The organism is Streptomyces actinomycinicus, from assembly GCF_016741775.1.
Lineage (GTDB): Bacteria > Actinomycetota > Actinomycetes > Streptomycetales > Streptomycetaceae > Streptomyces > Streptomyces actinomycinicus.
The window spans coordinates 31,029-46,157 of the sequence record NZ_JAERRK010000032.1 but is presented as its reverse complement, the minus strand read 5'-3'; the positions used below and the strand labels follow the sequence as shown (position 1 = coordinate 46,157).

The following is a 15,129-nucleotide window of genomic DNA, read 5'->3' as shown; positions in this document are numbered from 1 at the left end:
CGATGGTGCCGATCGCCCTCGGGCAGATGCGCCGGCGTCCGGCCGCCTTCGTCGGGCTGGCCGTCGCGCTGTTCCTGGCCATGGCCACCGTGACGATGTTCGGTTCGCTGTTCGCCGCCGATCTCGCCGCCCCTGCGGCCGTCCGGAAGGGGGCCGACGGACCCGGTCTGAAGGTGATCGCCGGTGCCTTCGGGGAGATCGCCGTGCTGGTCGCGTTCTTCGTGGTGGTCAATGCGCTGGGCTTCGCACTGCGCCAGCAGCATCGCGAGCTGGCGCTGCTGCGCACCGTCGCGGCGACACCCCGTCAGGCGCGGCGGCTGGTGCGCGGCCAGGTCGTCGCGACCACGTTGCTGACGGCCGTGCCGGGCTGGGTGGCCGGGGCGGTGGCGGCCCGGCGCTTCCTCGCCGAGCTGCAGCACCGGGGGATGGCGGCGCCCGGGGTACGGATCCCGGGGACGCCGGTGCCGATGCTGGTCGCGTCGGCCGCGGCGCTCGCCGTCGGTCTGACCGCCTCGGCCCTCGCGGCCCGGCGGATCTCCCGGATCGCACCCGCGGCCGCCCTCACCGCGAGTGCGACCGAGCAGGGCCGGACAGGTGCGGCGCGGCTGGTCGCCGGGGCCGGTGCGCTGGTGGGCGGCGGTCTGCTGCTGCGGCTGGCCGCGACGCGGCCGGCGCAGGAACTGGACAAGGCGGGGCAGGCGGCGTTGCTCGGTTCGCTGGTGCTGCTGGTCGCGGTCGCCCTGGCCGGGCCGCTGGCGGCGCGCGTCCTGGCGGCCGTACTGGGTGTGCCCGTACGGGTTCTGACGCCCGGCGCGGGGTGGCTGGCCGACGCCAACCTGCGCGGGTACGCGCGGCGACTGTCGTCCGCCGTGGTGCCGGTCGCGCTGCTCGTGGGGCTGTCGGGCACCATGACGATCATGACCGCCACTGCCGGGCACCGCCCTTCTGGTGCGACGGCGACCGGTGTCACCTCCGCCACGGACGTCTGGCTCCGCCAGGCCGAGCTGGCGCTGCTGATCTGCTTCGCCGCCGTCTCCACCCTCAACACCCTGGTCGCCGTGACCGCCGAGCGGCGCCGTGAGTTCGCGCTGCTGCGGCTCGTCGGTGCGACTCGTGCGCAGCTGGTGCGGATGCTGAGCGTGGAAGCGGTGCTGACCGCGGTGGTGGGTGTGCTGCTGGGCGCGGCGGTCGCGGGTGCCGCGTCCGCGGCGTTCAGCAGGGCGGCGACCGGCTCGGCGGTGCCGACCGTCCCGGTGGCCGCCTGCGGGTGGATCGTCGTGGGCGCGGCGGTGCTGACCGTGCCGGGCATCCTGGCCACCGGCCTGCGGGCGGTACGCGGCCCGGCGGCGGAGCTGGTGAGCGGCGGCGGTGAGTGAGCGGGGGCGAGGAATGCCGGTACGGGGTGGGAGTGGCTGTGGATGAGCAGGGGCCGGTACGGGGTGGGAGTGGCCGTGGCTGAGCGGGGGCGGCGGGGGCCGGTACGAGGTCAGGGTGGCCGTGGCTGAGCAGGGGCCGGTACGAGGCAGGAGCGGCCGTGGCTGAGCAGGGGCCGGTACGAGGCGGGAGCGGCCGTGGCTGAGCGGGGGCGAGGAATGCCGGTACGGGGTGGGGGTGGCCGGCGGGGGCTGGGCTTTCGGGGCGGTGAATGGGTCTTTGCCGTCGTCGGGTTGCCGTTCGCGCTGGTCGGCGGTGGGTACGCGCTCGCCGTCCTGTATGCGGGGGCACTGCTCTCGCTCACCGTGCTCGGGTTGCCGTTCGTGGTGGCCGCGCTGCTGGGCGCGCGTGGTCTGGGGGCGCTGCACCGGCGGCTGGTCGGCCGGTTGCTCGGCGAGCGGGTGGAGGCGCCGGCCGAGCTGTCCCGCCCGGCCGGCCTGGTGGCCCGGGGCCGTACCGTGCTGACCGATCCGGTGGCCTGGCGGACGCTGCTCTATCTGGTGCTGCGGTTGCCGCTCGGGGTGCTCGGGTTCGTGGCGGCCGTGGCGCTTCCCCTGGGCTGCGGCTGGCTGATCGGTTTTCCGCTCTGGGGCCGCCTGCTGGAGCCGGGCGCGCGGCCGGCGGCCCTGCTGGATGCGGCCTGTGTCCTGCTGGGCCTGCTGCTGCTGTGCACGGTGCCCGGCGCGGTCCGGTCGCTGAGCGGGGCGAACCGGTGGCTCGCCCGGATGCTGCTCGGTCCGGCCGGTGCGCAGCGGCGCGTACGGGAGTTGGAGACGGCCCGCGCCACCCTGCTCGCGGAGAACACCGACCAGCTCCGTCGTCTGGAGCGCGACCTGCACGACGGCACCCAGGCCCGGCTGGTCGCCCTGGCCATCACGCTCTCGCTGGCCGAGGACGCGCTCGCGCCCACCGCCGGACCGGACCTCGGGCGGCTGCGCGGCCTGGTGGGCCGTGCCCGCGGTCAGACCGACGACACCATCGCCGAACTGCGGCGGCTCACCCGGGGCATTCACCCGGTGGCACTGGACGGCGGCCTCGGCGAGGCGCTGCCGGTACTCACCACCACCTCGCCGGTGCCCGTCACCGTCCGCCTTGATCTGCGGGAACGCCCGGACCAGGCGGTCGAGCGGGCCGTCTACTTCTGCGCGGCCGAGCTGCTCACCAATGTCGCCAAGCACAGCGGTGCCGGCTCGGCCGAGCTGACGGCGAGCGCGGCCGGCGGCCGTGTCCGCCTCGTCGTGCGCGACGACGGCCGCGGCGGTGCGGCACTCGGCGTCGGCACGGGGCTGACCGGTCTGGCCGAGCGGCTCGCGGCGGTGGACGGCGTACTCGGTATCGACAGCCCGTCCGGCGGGCCCACCGTGGTCACCGCCGAGCTGCCGGCCCGGCTGTGACGGGGACTGCCGGCCCGGCTGTGACGGGGGCTCAGGCTCCGCTCTCGGCCAGGAAGGCGAGGACGGCCTTCACCCGCCGGTTGTCGGCGTCCGTCGCCCGCAGTCCGAACTTGGTGAAGACGGCGGCGACGTGCTTCTCCACCGCCCGCTCCGAGACCGCCAGCAGCCCGGCGATGGAGCGGTTGGAGTGGCCCTGTGCCATCAGCTCCAGCACCTCGCGCTCGCGCGGTGACAGGGTGTCCACCCGGCTGCGCCGGCCGCCGCGCATCAGCTGGGTGACGAACTCCGGGTCGAGGGCCGCGCCCCCGTCGGCGACCCGGTGCAGCGCCTCCACGAACTCGCTGGTGCGGGCGACGCGTTCCTTCAGCAGGTAGCCGATGCCGCTCGCGCCGTGCGCGAACAGCCGGGAGGCCCAAGTGGTCTCGACGTGCTGCGAGAAGACCAGGATGCCGGTCCCGGGTGCCGTTGCCCGGATCTCGACGGCGGCGCGGATGCCCTCGTCGGTGTGCGTGGGCGGCATGCGGATGTCCACCACGGCCACGTCGGGGCGGTGCTCGGCGACCGCGGCGAGCAGTTCGGGTGCCGTCCCGACGGCGGCGGCCACCTCGCATCCGCGGGCGCGAAGCAGCTCGACCATGCCGTCCCGGAGCACGACGGAGTCCTCGGCCAGTACCACGCGCAAGTGCCTGTTGATCACGACGTCATTGTCCGGGGCGGTCGGTGCTCCCCGAGGCCGGGGGGCCGGGGGGCCGGGGGGCCGGGGGGCCGGGTGAAAGGGGCGCCGGGGGGCCGGGGTGCAAGGGTGCCCGGATGCAAGGGTGCCCGGATGCAAGGGTGCCCGGGTGTGGGCGCCGGGGTGTGGGCGCCGGGGCGAAAAGTGTGCCCGGCCCGGATGGAGGGGCCGGTTCGGGCACGGTCGGGCCGGGGCGGGGCCGGAAACACGGAAACGGCCCCGGCCAGCGGGGGCGCTGGCCGGGGCCGTCATCGTGCGTTCGGGGTGGTCGGAGCCGCGGCGACGGCTCACCGGCCGTGGGCGGGCACGCGCCCGGCGGGAGCCGGCCGGCGGGTGGTCACGGACGCTCGGCTCGAGCCGAACGACGGGTGGTCACGGACATTCGGCTCAAGCCGAACGACGGGTGGTCACGGACATTCGGCTCAAGCCGAACGACGGGTGGTCACGGACGCTCGGCTCAAGCCGAACGGCGGGTGGTCACGGACGTTCGGCTGGAGTCGGCCGGCGGGTGGTCACGGACGTTCGGCGGTGGCGGGAGTCGCGAGGGGGCGGGGGGCGGGGTGGGGCTGGGGGGCGGGTGTCCGGCTTCGGGACTGCAGGGCGAGTGCGGCCACGATGCACAGTGCGACGGGCACGGCGAGGACGAGGAGGACCGTTCCCAGGGTCCAGCCCGCCTTCACCATCAGACCGCCGAGCAGGCCGCAGACCACGGGACCCACCTTGCCCATGCTGCTCGCCCAGCTCATTCCGGTGGCGCGGGCGGAGGGCGGGTAGGCGACCGCGGCGATCGCCTGCAGGGCGGCGTTGGCCGCCGGGAGGCAGAAGCCGAGGACGAACGCCGCGGCGAGCAGAGCGGCGAACTGCACGGCCCACAGCCCGGCCGCCACCAGAGCGAGCACGCTCAGGCCCCACAGGGCCGTCAGCACCCGGAACCGGTCGAAGCGCTTGAGGGCGAAGGACACCGAGAGCTGTCCGGCCAGGCCGCCCCACCCGAACAGGGCGACGGCGATTCCGGCCTGGGCGGAGGAGAGGCCCATGCGCTCGGTCAGCAGGGGCAGGTAGCTGAGGATCACGAAGACGACGCCCAGGCCCACGAAGAAGCACAGCCACAGCAGGACGGTGACGGGGGCGATGCCCCGGGCCAGGATGACCCGCAGGGAGGGCTTCGGTTCCTTGCGCAGTGCGGGCCGGGTGACGGCGACGGCGGACAGGTCCTGGTCCGGGACGACTTCGCTCAGCGCCCGGCGCACGTCCGCGGCGGGCCGGCCGCGCCCGGTGAGCACGCTGACGGACTCCGGCACGAAGCGTACGACGGCCGGAAGGAGCAGGAGCGGGGCCAGTCCGCACACGACCAGGAGGGTGCGCCAGCCGAGCGTGGAGACGAGGGCCGAGGAGAGGACTCCGCCGAGGGTGGTGCCGGCCGTGACGCCGGTGAAGGACAGTGCGACCATCTGGCCTCTGCGCCGGGCCGGTGTCCAGTCCGCGACCAGCGCCATCACGCCGGGCAGGACGGCGCCGAGTCCGAGGCAGGCCACGATCCGCAGCCCGGCGAGGGGGCCGATGCCCTGGGTGAGCCCCATGCCGGCCGTGGCCAGACCGAAGACGGCGATGCCCGTGACGGTGATGACCTTGCGCCCGTGCCGGTCGGCGAGCGGGCCGACGGCCACACCGCCGACGACCATCGCCAGGATTCCCAGGGTGACGGTGGCGGTCACCGCGTCGAGATCGGTGCCCCAGTCCTTGACGATGACGGGGTAGACGAAGGCGGCGATGGTCGCGTCGAGGCCTTCGGCCACCATCATGAGCAGGCCCAGGATCACGATGAGCCACTGCCGGCGGCTCATCTGCCCGCGGTCGATGAACTCCTGCGGACTCAGCTGCAGCGGAGTGTCCGTGGTCATGGCGGAACCTTTCGTGCGAACGAACGGGAAAGTGCCCAGGCGTGAGGGCGCGGCCCTGGACAGGGCGGGGGCGCTGCAGTGCGGGAGAGGGGCGCGGCTTTCCGGCGTACCTCTGTCTCTTTCGCCTGTCCGGCTGGTGTCTCCGCGGCCGTTCGGGTGCGTCGTGTGCCGTTCGGGTGCGCCGTGTGCCGGTCAGGCGCGTCGCGTGCCGCTGTGCGAGGTTCGGGCCGGCGCGCGGGCGGGCTCGGGGCGCGACGGGACGGCGGGGACGTCGGGGGCGGGGACGTCGGGGGCGGGGACGTCGGGGGCCTTGCGGAGGACGATCGTGAGCAGTGGGCCGGTCAAAGCCGTGGTGAGTACGGCCATGGCGACCATCAGGGAGTACAGCGTGCCGTCCAGCAGGCCCAGTTGCAGGCCGACACCGAGGATGATCAGTTCGGTCAGTCCCCGGGTGTTCATCAGGGAGGCCAGGGCGGCCGCGGGCCGGCCCGGCATGCCCTGGCTGCGCGCGCCCAGGTAGGTGCCCGCGAATTTGCCGGCCACGGCGACGGTGAGGATCGCGGCGAGGTCCGCCAGTTCGTCCGGGCCGAGCCCGCCGAGGTCGACGTCGAGGCCGCTCACCACGAAGTAGACCGGCATCAGGAAGCCGGTGATCTGGGTGGTGCGCTCGTGGATCGTGGCGCGCAGTGCCGCCGCCACGGCGTCGCGGGGCACGACCACGCCCAGCAGGAACGCTCCGAAGATGTAGTGCAGGTTCATCGCCTCGGTGGCCGCCCCGCACAGCAGCGCCGCGGTGAGCACCACGACGAGCCGGCCGGGCCCGAGCGGCACCACCCGGCCGCCGGGCAGCAGCACGCGTCGCAGCAGCGGGCGGACCAGCAGGACGAGGGCCGCGGTGAAGGGCACGACCAGGGCGACCCGCCAGTGCTCCGAGCCGCCGCCCGCCACCGCCTGGACGGCGGCGAGAGCGACCCAGGCGACCACGTCGACCACGGCGGCGGTGGCCAGCGCCACATTGCCCACGGAGGTGGTGGACAGGCGCCGGTCGGCGAGGATCCTCGCCAGCACGGGGAAGGCGGTCACGGACACCGAGAGCCCGACGAACACGGTGAACACGGCGGTGTCGCCGCCGGCGTGGTCCCGGAGCAGACCGGCGGCCATGCCGATGCCCAGCAGGAACGGCAGCACGGTGGAGCCGATCGCGGCGCCGGCGGTGAGTCTTCCGGCGCCGCGCAGCGCCTGGTGTTCGATCTCGAGGCCGATGGTGAACATGAACAGGGCTACCCCGACGGAGGCCAGCGCGGTGAGCAGGGGCTTCACGTCGGAGGGGAACAGCGCTTCGGCGAGGTCTCCGTCGAGGAGCGTGGGCCCCAGCACGATGCCCGCGACGATCTCGCCCACCACGGGTGGTTGACCTATCCGTGCGGCCAGCGTGCCGAGTCCACGGGCGAGCAGGAGTATCAGCGCGAGGTCGAGGAAGAGCAGCTCGATCTGATGGCTTGGCATGACACCCCCGTAACGCGGCGGCAGCCCCCGTCTCCGGAGGCTGCCGCGTTTTCGTTGTTCTTCCGGGCCGTCCGCCCCGGCCCTTCCGATCGTCCGGGCCGTCAGTCGCCCGAGACCGCCGGCTTGGTGGCGTCCGCGATGAGGTCGTCGAATTCGAGGTTGAACAGGGCGTGCTTTCCGCTGAGACCGGAGACCAGCTTGACGAAGTCCACCTCGTCCCGGTTCTCCTTCTCGGGGTCGGTGATGTCCTGCGCCAGGCTCCAGTAGAAGCCCTTCGTCTTGGAGCGGTCGTAGAACTGCTCGACGAAGTAGCGGATGTCGCCGAAGAAGTCGCGGTAGGCGGTGGCGTACCGGTCGAGTGCCTTCTCCTCGATCTCCGGGTGCTCGAGGATCTTGTCGACGATCTTCGACAGGGTGCTGCCGGCCATGGTCGCGAGTGCGACGCCGGTGGAGAACAGCGGGTCCACGAAGGCGGCGGCGTCGCCGACCAGGACCCAGCCGTTCCCGTAGAAGCGCTCGTTGGTGTAGGACCAGTCGCGCGCGGTGCGGAAGCCGGAGGTCTGGTGGGCGTCCTTGAGGAGTTCCTTGAGCTTGGTGGTGCGCGCCAGCTCCGAGGCGAAGAGGTCTTCCATCGACTCGTCGGAGGCGCTGGCGGTGGCCGAGCGCGTGACGTAGCCGACGCTGAAGACTCCCTTGTCGATCGGGATGCCCCAGAACCAGCCGTCCTTGATGCCCTCGATGAGGATGTTGCTCCACTCGTCACCGGGGAGGCGGTGGCAGTTGTCGAAGTACGTCCAGACGGCGACGTTCTGCAGCTGGTCGTGCCAGTTGACCTCGGTGTACTTCCGGCCGATGACCCGGGCCTGCCCGGAGGCGTCGATGACCAGGGACGCCCTGGCCTCCTGGGTGCCGTTGAGACCGCGCAGGGCGTACTTGACGCCGACGACGCGCCCGTCCTCCTCGATGGTGTCCTTGACCGTCGCCTCTTCCACGACGGTGACGCCCAGTTCGCGCGCCCGGTCCAGGATCATCGTGTCCAGGTCGGCGCGGCGGGTGTGGTACGAGTACGGGATTCGGCCGCCCGTGGAGAAGTCGAAGCTCCACGGGATTTCATTGTTGCCCCAGATCAGCGTGCCGCCGTACTTGCGCTCGAAGCCACGTGCCTCCATGCGCTCGGTCAGGCCGAGTTCCTCCATGGGCAGCATGAATCCGGGAATGAGGGATTCCCCGACGTGGTAGCGCGGGAATCGCTCACGGTCGAGCACGAGAACACGGCGGCCGCGCTGGGCCAGGAGCCCTGCGGTGGTGGCACCGGCGGGTCCGCCGCCGATGACGATGACGTCGAAATCGCCAGAAATTCCGTAGGTGGTGGACGACATACGAGACCTTCCCCAGTCCGATTCGGCGGCACTCGCGAGTCGCGTGAGGACTTTCTCCGCCCGCAGAGCGCGTTCTCGAACCAGGGTGCGGGTGGGTGTCAGGTCATGTCATCGCTCATATTGCTCAATGGAAATCCCGGGACGGTTCCGGCCGGTTCCGAGAATTTCCCGAGCACGGTACGGGAGCCGGCCTCAGGTCGTCGACCGGCGGGCCCGGTTGGCCTCGCGGTTGACCGCCCAGGCGTCCGCGACCGGCCCGAGGTGGCCGAGCTTGTCGGGGTTGCTCACCGAGCGGATCGTCTGGATCTGTCCGTCGAGTACGTCGAGTGTCCAGGTGTTGAGCACCTTGCCGTCCCGGTCGCGGAAGATGGCGCCGGGCTGGCCGTTCACCTCACACGGTTCGAGGGTCACGTCCACCTTCGCCAGCACGGGGAGGTAGGAGGCGAGCAACCGGGCCACGTTGTCGGCGCCGACCACGACCCGGGCCAGCTGCGGCGCCTTGCCGCCGCCGTCCCCGACGATCTGCGCGTCGGCGGCGAGCAGCTCGCGCAGGCACTGGACGTCGCCCTCGCGGACGGCGAAGAAGAAGCGCTCGGCGAGTTCCTCGCGCTCCTGCCGGTCGGCCTCGAAGCGGGGGCGTCCGGCGTCCATGTGCCGGCGGGCGCGCACCGCGAGCTGGCGGCAGGCGGCCTCCGAGCGGCCCAGCGCCGATGCGATCTCCGGGAAGCCGAAGGAGAACACCTCCCGCAGGACGAACACCGCCCGCTCGAGGGGGCTGAGCCGCTCCAGCAGCAGCAGGACGGCCATCGACAGGGAGTCGGCCAGTTCCGCGGACCGCTCCGGATCCTCGTAGGGGTCGGTGAGCAGGGGTTCGGGCAGCCACTGTCCGACGTACACCTCGCGTCGGGCGCGGGCCGAGCGCAGCACGTCGATGGAGATCCTGGTCACCGTGGTGGAGAGGAAGGCCTTGGCCGACCTCGGCTCGGTCGTGGATGCGGCGAAGCGCAGCCAGGTCTCCTGGACGGCGTCCTCGGCCTCGCTGACGCTGCCCAGGATCCGGTAGGCGATCGAGAAGAGCAGGGGCCGCAGTTCCTCGAATTCCTCGGTCCTGCTCATGCCGGCTCCTCCTCGAAACCCTGGCGCCACGGGCGGGTTCGCTCCGCTGCCGGGGGCCCGTCCGGCCTCGGCGGCTGCACGGTGTGTCCACGGGGTGGAGTCGGTGCCCGCCGTGGGGTGCGGCATCGCCTCCGCCGTCGCGCCTGCCGTTCTCTCGTCGGAGCGTAGCCGGTCGGTGCCGGCGGACCGGCGGTCAAGGTGCTGCATATCGGCCTTCTTGGCGGTGTGGTCGTCGTCGCTGGATGTCTCCGGAAGGGGAGACGAGGTATCCCGGCCGCCTGTGACATGGCCGGTGCACCGGCCCTCTGCGGTCACCGGGGTTCAGGGGCTGCGCCGGCCGACCAGGCCGGCTTCGTAGGCGAAGCCGACGAGTTGGGCGCGGCTGCGGGCGTGGAGCTTGGTCTTGGCCCGGTCGATGTGCGTCTTGGCGGTCAGCGGGCTGATGACCATGCGGTCGGCTATCTGGTCGGTGGACAGTCCTCGCGCGACCAGGGCGACGGCCTCGCGTTCCCTGCTGGTCAGCTCGTTCAGGCCGGTCACCCGGGGGGTGCGCAGCGGCTGGGTGACGAGCCTGCTGATCACCGTGCGGGTGACGGACGGCGCGAGCAGGGCGTCGCCGCGGGCGATGACACGTACGGCGCGCAGGAGTTCCTCGGCGGTGGTGTCCTTGAGGAGGATGCCCGCGGCGCCGGCGCGCAGCGCGTCGAAGACGTGGGTGTCGAAGACGTGGCTGGTCAGGATGGCGACACGGACCCGGGCCAGCGCGGGGTCCGCGACGATGCGGCGGGTCATCTCGATGCCGTCGACGGCCGGCGGCCGGATGTCGGTGAGCACGACATCGGGCACGTGGGTCCGTGTCATCCGCAGGGCCTGTGTGCCGTCGGCGGCCTCGCCCACGACCTGGACGTCGTCGTGGCCGTCGAGGAGCGCGCGCAGTCCCTTGCGCGGCAGTGGCTGGTCGTCGACCAGCAGGACGCGGATCATGACGCCTGATCCGGGACGGGCCGGGCGTGCGCGGCGGGTGGCAGGCTGACCCAGCGGATCGTCTGGATCCGCCCGTCGAGGAAGTCGAGCGTCAGGGCGCTGAGGGCCGTGCCGTGGCGGTCGCGGAAGACGGCGCCCGGCCGGGAGTGCACGTGCTGCGGCTCCATCGTGACGCCGATGCCGAGCAGCGCCGGCACGATGGCGGCCAGCACCCGGGCCACCTGTCCGGAGCCGACGACGACGTCCGGCCAGGGCGGTGCCGCGCCGTCGCCGTCGCTCGCCCGGGTCACGGCGTCGGCGAGCTGGTGGCATGCCGTGCGCGAGCAGCCCACGGCCGCGGCGATCCGTGACATGTCGCAGCCGAAGATCTCCCGCAGGACGAAGAAGGCCCGCTCCAGCGGGGACAGGCGTTCCAGCAGCAGTACGGCCGCCGTCGACAGCGACTCGGCGAGGTCCGCCGGCTGGTCCAGGTCCTGGAAGGGGTCGCTGAGCAGTGGCTCGGGGGGCCACGGGCCGGGGTACTTCTCGCGTGGGGAGCGGGCCGCGCGCAGCACGTCCGTCGAGATACGGGTGACCAGGGCCGGGAGGTACGACGTGGCCGTGGCCGCCGGGACGGGACCGGCGTCGTAGCGCCGCCGGGCCTCGCGCACCGCGTACTCGGCGTCGCTCTCGTCGCCCAGGATCCGGTAGGCGATCGAGAACAGCAGCGGCCGTAACGTCTCGAACTCCTCGATCCGGCTCATGCAAGCCCCTCCTCGCGTCCAAGCTCGCATCCAAGCCGTGGGGACGGGCCTCGCAGCCGGCGCCCGGCTCGGCCACCGCCTCACCGGACGTGTCGCGGCCGGCAGTGCCTCCCCGTCTCGGAATTCGCTGTCTGCCCTGAGACGAGACAGTCCGGCCGGCAGTGACACGGCAGGTGGGGACCGTCGCGGACGAGAGGCCGGGGCGGGCCGTCCGGCCGTGCGGATACGTCGCGCCCGCCCGCCAACGGGGGGATGGAGCAGGCGGGCGCGACGACCGCGGGTCCACCCTAGGGTCGGTTCCCGTGTGAGTCCCGCGCGTGCGGGGGAACCCCGAGCGCGCTTCGAGCGCGGGTCGAGTTCATGCCGCCGCGCCGAGGTCCCGTGCCTCGCGCTGTTCGTCCCGGCCGGCGTACACGGTGAGGAAGAGGGCCAGTTGGCGGGCTCCGGCGTCCGGTCCCAGCACGGTGAGCGGGATGTGCTGCCCGAGGCCCGCGGACAGTGCGCTGTGTGCCCGCAGTGCGGCGGCCGTGATCTCGCCGCGCGGGCGGCGGGCGGGGCCGGCACCGGTCATGGAGAGGGCCTCGGTCCAGGCCCGGGACGCGATCTCGGCGCGGCGGGCGTGCGGCTCGGGGGGAGGCGGGGCAGCACTCATCGGTCTCTTCTTCCGTCGGTTCCGGTGGTCTCCTGCTGCGGTGTGCGGTGGGTGCCGAAACGGAGCCGCCGCCTGCTCGTGCAGGCGGCGGCGTGTGCTGTCCGGCCGGGGTCAGTCCTGGACGTCGCCGTTGACGTGCCGCTGTACGAAGTCGTAGGCACGGTCGCCGAACTGGGTGCCGAAGTGCAGGGAGCGCTCGGTGGTCGTCCGGAAGTGCACGCCGGCCCACACGCGGCTGCGGGCGCACTCCTCGGCGAAGTCGGTCCAGGTGGCGTAGTGCAGCTCGACGTCCTTCTCGGGGGTGTGTCCGGGCTCCGTCAGCGTCGAGCCGGCGGGGACCGTGTGCGTCCAGTCCAGGACGTCGTCGCCGAGGAAGCGGCGCGCCGCCTGCCCCTCGGCGGCGCACAGGGTGGTGGTGCCGCAGGGGTACTCGGGGGTGTCCCCGGGCGGCAGGTAGCCGGTCCACTGGTCGGCGGGCAGGTCCTGCACCGTTCCGTTGCCGGGTCCGCCCCAGGCGGTCACCTGCTTGCTGCCGTACACGTGGCTGATGGCGCTGAACGGCCGGACGGCGTCGTAGGCGTGCTTGTGGTGCCAGGCGGCTATCAGGGCGTCGAGCTGCGCCACGGAGCTGGTGAAGAGCAGCTGGACCCAGCCGTCCAGGTCGAGTTCGTGGGCGAGTCCGGCGGCCTTCGTGGACTGCAGGACGCTCAGGTAGGTGTTGTCGAAGAACTCCGTCGTCACCTTCTGCTCGTCGGTGAGTCCGGCCGACGCCGACAGGACCTCGTCCACGGAGCGCTGGTAGGCGAGCGGGTCGGTGTGGTCGGAGTGCTCGGGCCGGGCCAGCTCGAACCGGGCCGGGTCCTCGTAGGTGAAGGGTTTGGTCAGCCGCAGCTGCGGGGTGACGAACTGCTGGACGAGGAAGGCGCCCTTGTCGCCCGGTCCGCCGCCGGTGCGGCGGCGGTGGGGGCGCAGGGCGGGCTGCCAGCGCGAGGGGTCGGTCAGTTCGTAGGCGGTGTTGACGGGCCGGTAGCCGGTGTAGTCCTCGAAGGGCCGGCCGTTGTAGGTGCGGCCCTCGTCGCCGAGGAAGTTCATGCCGTCGCGGGTGTGGGCGTCGACGGCGGCCTTGCCGGCGATGGTGCCGATGCCGGCCGGGGTGGTCGGGTCCTCGGCCGTGTCGTCGGGGTCCAGGCCGAGCATGGTCATCATCTTCCGCATGACGTGCTCGCGCTCGGGATACACGGCGTTGGCCACGTAGGACGAGGCGTACAGGGCGGCGATGTTCTTGTTGCGGTTGGTGGCGCGCTCCTCGGCGGGGCGGCGGTCGATCCGGGAGTGCACCCCGACGGCGGTCGGGTGGTACGGCGCCAGCGCGTCGAAGCGTGCGGCCCACATGACCGCCTGGACCCAGACGATGAGGGACACGTCCTGCGGGCCGATGGCCTGCTGCTGCCCGGACGAGTCGCCCGCCGCGGCGATCAGGTCCCGGTAGAAGTTTCCGTTGTCGAAGTCGAAGGCGAAGCCGGCGGGAGAACTTCCGGACGTCGTCATGGTGGGTGTCCTCATCCCTTGAATGACAGGGCGGCTGCGGTGGGGTCTCGGTGTGGGCCGCGCCGGCGGGCGGGTGCACGGGCACCGGCCCCCGGCGCGACGGGTGATGCCCGCTCTCCGCGGGCATCACCGGTTCCCGGGCCGCTCGGGCCCGGGCACGGTGCACGTCAGGAACGTGCGGCTTCGCTCTTCTCGGCCGGCTTGGCGGCCGGGACGCCCTGAGGTGCGGGCAGCGGGCCGCTGCGCAGCATCAGGCCGGAGATGAGGGCGCCGACCAGGAAGATGGCGGTGCACCACCAGAACACCGTGGTGTATCCGTCGATGGACGCCAGGTGGATCTGCTCGGCCGACGGCTTGCCCTTCACGTGGCTGTCCAGCCAGTTGCCGGTCGCGGTGGCGGCGATCGTGTTGAGCAGCGCGGTGCCGATGGCGCCCCCGAGCTGCTGGCCGGTGTTGACGCACGCCGAGGCGATGCCGGTGTCCTGCAGTGCCACGCCGGCGGTGCCGGTGCGCAGGGCCGCGCCGTAGATGAGGCCGAGGCCGGCGCCGACGGCGCTGACGGGGCCCAGCAGGTGCGTGGCGTAGCCGGAGTCGATGCCGATCCCGGTCAGCCAGGCCATGCCGGCCGCACTGAGCAGCAGACCGACGGTGACCAGCGGCCTCGGGCCGTACTTCGGCAGCAGCTTGGCGGCGCTGACGTTGGCGGCGACGGCGGTGAAGACGAGCATCGGCAGCAGCGCGACCCCGGAGGTGATGGCCGAGTAGCCCAGGTCGGTCTGCATGTAGTAGACGAGGAACAGCATCACGCCGAACATGCCGGTTCCGACGAACAGCGTGGTGAGGTAGGCACCGCCGCGGTTGCGGTCGAGGACGACCCGGGGCGGCAGCAGCGGGTTCGCCGTGCGCGTCTGCCAGGCCGAGAAGACGATCAGCAGCACCGCGCCGAGGGCGAGGACCCCCCACGTGGAGGGGGTGCTCCAGCTGTGCTCCGCGGCGTTGGAGAAGCCGTAGACCACGCAGAACATGCCGGCCGACGCCAGCAGCACACCCGGTACGTCCATCCGGGCGCCCGTCTTGGGCTGCTTGCTCAGCAGCATGAGACCGCCGATGAGCGAGACGCCGGCGAAGAGCAGGTTGATGTACAGGCACCAGCGCCAGTTGAGGCCGGAGGTGAGCGCACCGCCGAGGATCAGTCCGAGACCGGTGCCGGCGGCCGCGACGGCGCTGAAGATGCCGAAGGCCTTGCCCTTCTCCTTCGGGTCGGTGAACGTGGTGGCCAGCAGGGCCAGGGCGGCCGGTGCGAGCATCGCCGCGAAGGCGCCCTGGGCGGCACGGGCCGTGACCAGCGTCTCGAAGTTGGTCGCCGCGCCACCGACGGCGGAGGCGACCGCGAAGCCCGACAGGCCGATGAGGAAGGTCTGCTTACGGCCGATCAGGTCGGACAGCCGCCCGCAGAACAGCAGCAGGCTGCCGAACGGGAGCGCGTAGGCGGTCACGATCCACTGCCGGTCGGCGTCCGTGAAGTCGAGCGCCTCCTGCGCCGACGGAAGCGCGAGGTTCACCACGGTCAGGTCGACACCGACCATGAGGTAGGCGGTGCAGATGACGGCGAGGATCAGCCATCGCCGTGAGTCCCCGGCTGCTGTCCCCGAGCTCGGCCCGGCCGCAGGGGCCGCGCTCCGTGTCTCCATGATCTTCTCCTTGTTCCATGTTCCATCGAACGGACTTGAGGCGTCACC

Annotated in this window: 12 protein-coding genes; 2 read left to right on the top strand and 10 right to left on the bottom strand. The window is 72.6% G+C overall.

Features of this window, described 5'->3' with window-relative positions; all coding sequences use genetic code 11:
* The first annotated feature begins 2 nt into the window (after positions 1 to 2).
* Together JK359_RS36625 and JK359_RS36620 are read left to right on the top strand one after the other, a co-directional pair.
* A complete protein-coding gene (locus tag JK359_RS36625; RefSeq protein ID WP_201843969.1) occupies positions 3 to 1,376 on the top strand; it encodes an FtsX-like permease family protein in 1,374 nt (457 codons plus the stop codon).
* Between the two features lie 216 nt (positions 1,377 to 1,592).
* Entirely contained in the window at positions 1,593 to 2,828 is a 1,236-nt protein-coding gene (locus JK359_RS36620; protein WP_201843968.1) for a sensor histidine kinase, read from the top strand.
* Between the two features lie 31 nt (positions 2,829 to 2,859).
* Here JK359_RS36620 and JK359_RS36615 read toward each other — a convergent pair whose 3' ends face one another.
* The 10 genes from JK359_RS36615 to JK359_RS36570 all read right to left on the bottom strand — a co-directional run bounded on the left by JK359_RS36615 (position 2,860) and on the right by JK359_RS36570 (position 15,081).
* Positions 2,860 to 3,525: a response regulator transcription factor gene (locus JK359_RS36615; RefSeq protein ID WP_201843954.1), complete on the bottom strand. Its 666-nt coding sequence runs from the start codon at positions 3,523 to 3,525 to the stop codon at positions 2,860 to 2,862.
* A 548-nt stretch (positions 3,526 to 4,073) separates the two neighbouring features.
* Positions 4,074 to 5,462, bottom strand: coding sequence for an MFS transporter (locus tag JK359_RS36610; RefSeq protein WP_236679019.1), 1,389 nt, complete (start codon positions 5,460 to 5,462; stop codon positions 4,074 to 4,076).
* A 192-nt stretch (positions 5,463 to 5,654) separates the two neighbouring features.
* On the bottom strand, positions 5,655 to 6,968 hold the full coding sequence (locus JK359_RS36605) for a cation:proton antiporter (RefSeq protein ID WP_201843953.1): 1,314 nt from the start codon (positions 6,966 to 6,968) through the stop codon (positions 5,655 to 5,657).
* A gap of 101 nt (positions 6,969 to 7,069) precedes the next feature.
* Positions 7,070 to 8,347, bottom strand: coding sequence for an NAD(P)/FAD-dependent oxidoreductase (locus JK359_RS36600; RefSeq protein WP_201843952.1), 1,278 nt, complete (start codon positions 8,345 to 8,347; stop codon positions 7,070 to 7,072).
* 192 nt (positions 8,348 to 8,539) lie between these two features.
* Positions 8,540 to 9,463 (bottom strand): RNA polymerase sigma-70 factor, encoded by a 924-nt coding sequence (locus JK359_RS36595; RefSeq protein ID WP_201843951.1) that lies wholly within the window; start codon positions 9,461 to 9,463, stop codon positions 8,540 to 8,542.
* Positions 9,464 to 9,784: 321 nt separating this feature from the next.
* Positions 9,785 to 10,447 carry a response regulator gene (locus tag JK359_RS36590; RefSeq protein WP_201843950.1) on the bottom strand — a complete coding sequence of 221 codons (663 nt, stop codon included), beginning with the start codon at positions 10,445 to 10,447 and terminating at the stop codon, positions 9,785 to 9,787.
* On the bottom strand, positions 10,444 to 11,190 hold the full coding sequence (locus JK359_RS36585) for a sigma factor-like helix-turn-helix DNA-binding protein (protein WP_201843949.1): 747 nt from the start codon (positions 11,188 to 11,190) through the stop codon (positions 10,444 to 10,446). Before JK359_RS36585 ends, JK359_RS36590 begins: the two co-directional genes overlap by 4 nt.
* 358 nt (positions 11,191 to 11,548) lie before the next feature.
* Positions 11,549 to 11,842 (bottom strand): hypothetical protein, encoded by a 294-nt coding sequence (locus JK359_RS36580; protein ID WP_201843948.1) that lies wholly within the window; start codon positions 11,840 to 11,842, stop codon positions 11,549 to 11,551.
* Between the two features lie 111 nt (positions 11,843 to 11,953).
* A complete protein-coding gene (locus JK359_RS36575; protein WP_201843947.1) occupies positions 11,954 to 13,390 on the bottom strand; it encodes a DUF6851 domain-containing protein in 1,437 nt (478 codons plus the stop codon).
* 167 nt (positions 13,391 to 13,557) lie between these two features.
* Positions 13,558 to 15,081, bottom strand: coding sequence for an MFS transporter (locus JK359_RS36570; protein ID WP_201843946.1), 1,524 nt, complete (start codon positions 15,079 to 15,081; stop codon positions 13,558 to 13,560).
* Between the last annotated feature and the right edge of the window lie 48 nt (positions 15,082 to 15,129).

Coding starts and splice junctions, on each gene's coding strand:
- JK359_RS36605 (WP_201843953.1), bottom strand. CDS start 6,968: ATGCCAAGCCATCAGATCGAGCTGCTCTTCCTCGACCTCGCGCTGATA.
- JK359_RS36575 (WP_201843947.1), bottom strand. CDS start 13,390: ATGACGACGTCCGGAAGTTCTCCCGCCGGCTTCGCCTTCGACTTCGAC.
- JK359_RS36585 (WP_201843949.1), bottom strand. CDS start 11,190: ATGAGCCGGATCGAGGAGTTCGAGACGTTACGGCCGCTGCTGTTCTCG.
- JK359_RS36590 (WP_201843950.1), bottom strand. CDS start 10,447: ATGATCCGCGTCCTGCTGGTCGACGACCAGCCACTGCCGCGCAAGGGA.
- JK359_RS36625 (WP_201843969.1), top strand. CDS start 3: ATGGTGCCGATCGCCCTCGGGCAGATGCGCCGGCGTCCGGCCGCCTTC.
- JK359_RS36610 (WP_236679019.1), bottom strand. CDS start 5,462: ATGACCACGGACACTCCGCTGCAGCTGAGTCCGCAGGAGTTCATCGAC.
- JK359_RS36570 (WP_201843946.1), bottom strand. CDS start 15,081: ATGGAGACACGGAGCGCGGCCCCTGCGGCCGGGCCGAGCTCGGGGACA.
- JK359_RS36620 (WP_201843968.1), top strand. CDS start 1,593: ATGCCGGTACGGGGTGGGGGTGGCCGGCGGGGGCTGGGCTTTCGGGGC.
- JK359_RS36595 (WP_201843951.1), bottom strand. CDS start 9,463: ATGAGCAGGACCGAGGAATTCGAGGAACTGCGGCCCCTGCTCTTCTCG.
- JK359_RS36580 (WP_201843948.1), bottom strand. CDS start 11,842: ATGAGTGCTGCCCCGCCTCCCCCCGAGCCGCACGCCCGCCGCGCCGAG.
- JK359_RS36600 (WP_201843952.1), bottom strand. CDS start 8,347: ATGTCGTCCACCACCTACGGAATTTCTGGCGATTTCGACGTCATCGTC.